2 protein-coding genes are annotated in these 1,556 nt (G+C 33.6%); both read right to left on the bottom strand.

Annotation, left to right across the window (positions count from 1 at the left end; all coding sequences use genetic code 11):
- Window positions 1-207: 207 nt before the first annotated feature.
- Window positions 208-1,398: a PDZ domain-containing protein gene (locus ENL20_04705; protein ID HHE37855.1), complete on the bottom strand. Its 1,191-nt coding sequence runs from the start codon at window positions 1,396-1,398 to the stop codon at window positions 208-210.
- A gap of 45 nt (window positions 1,399-1,443) precedes the next feature.
- On the bottom strand, window positions 1,444-1,556 hold a 113-nt coding region (locus ENL20_04710), incomplete at its 5' end, for a HEPN domain-containing protein (protein HHE37856.1).

A 1,556-nucleotide genomic window follows, 5' to 3' on the forward strand; every position in this document is an offset into this window, starting at 1 on the left:
ACTTTTCTCATTCCCAAATTTAATTTGGAATGTAATTGCGATAAAAGTTTCACTTTGATTTCTTGATGAATTTAAATTTCATTACTTTAATTCCTTCTTATCTAAAAAAATAAAATTTTTCATTCAATTGTGTTCCCAAATAAAATTTGGGAACAAGTTTATCTTCCAAAACTTCACAAATTTGTGTAAATCTGATAAGTTTTTTCACTAATTCTTATACTCTACAGCCTTTATTTCTATGGTCTTCTTCTTATTATCTCTATTGATCTCCAACCTGATCACATCTCCAACCGCAATTTCTCTAACTGCTAATTCCGCATCATTTTCATCCTTAATTTTAAGATTATTTATTTTTGTAATGATATCACCTTTTTTCAAACCGGCTTTTGCAGCAGGACCTCTCTTCTCGATATATGCAACTATAACTCCATCAACTGATTTCAATTTCAGATAGGAAGCGATCATGGGATTTATGTCCTGAACTTTGAAACCAAACCAGATATCTCTCACCTTTCCGTATTTGATCAGCTCCTGACTGACTTTTTTCACTCTGTCGATTGGAATAGCAAATCCAATTCCAATACTACCTCCGGATTCAGAAAAAATAAAAGTATTTATCCCGATCACTTCACCATAAATATTTACCAATGGTCCTCCGCTGTTTCCCGGATTTATGGCAGCATCTGTCTGGATCATTCCTTTATAGATCTTCTGATCGCGATTTTCAGCAAAATTCCTGTTTACTGCTGATATTACTCCAACAGAAACACTCGGTTTACTGTCTTTGATCAAAAAACCATACGGATTTCCAACTGCAATCGCCCATTCCCCGATTATTATATCAGAAGAATTTCCCAGCTTCGTACTGGGAATATTTTCTCCTTCAATCTTCAAAATAGCAACATCATGGACACTATCGATCCCGATCAATTTGCCATCGAACTGTCTTTCATCAGATAAGATTATCTTTATTTGAGTAGCACCCTCGACAACATGCGAATTGGTAATAATATAACCGTCGTCATTGAAAATAACACCTGAACCAATACTTTTTATATCCCGTTTATAAGGAAAATTATCAAAAAAACCAAAGAAGGGATTATCAAACGGATTCGTATATCTGCGAATGATCTGCGTCTTGATCACATTCACACTTACAACTGCCGGCTGCACCAATTCAACCGCTCTGGTTATAGCGTTCGTACGGGAAACAAAGATTTCATCCGTATCACTTTGTTTCTGCTTCCGGTAATCATCTGCAACGGAAGTTTTGTAAATACCCGGTTCATTGATTTCTAATTCCGGTAAATCGACTTTCTTATTTGTATTCTTATTATTAAAAATAAAAATCGCAATAAGAATAATCAGTAAAATTAGGATTACATTATTTCTGCTCATCTTGGACTCCTTAAAATTTATAGTTTTTCATTCTCAATTATTTTTTTAAATAAAATCTATCAATTCTTTTGCTTGGGGAATTAGTTCCTCAACCTGTTTTTTCTCTGCATAAAATAAATCCGTATAATCACTTTCAGATCTGAAATCAAAAAGTAAAT

It is taken from the genome of Candidatus Cloacimonadota bacterium, from assembly GCA_011372345.1.
Lineage (GTDB): Bacteria > Cloacimonadota > Cloacimonadia > Cloacimonadales > TCS61 > DRTC01.

What these genes read in the sequence shown, in the direction of transcription:
- ENL20_04705 (HHE37855.1), bottom strand. Translation starts at nt 1,398, where the DNA reads ATGAGCAGAAATAATGTAATCCTAATTTTACTGATTATTCTTATTGCG.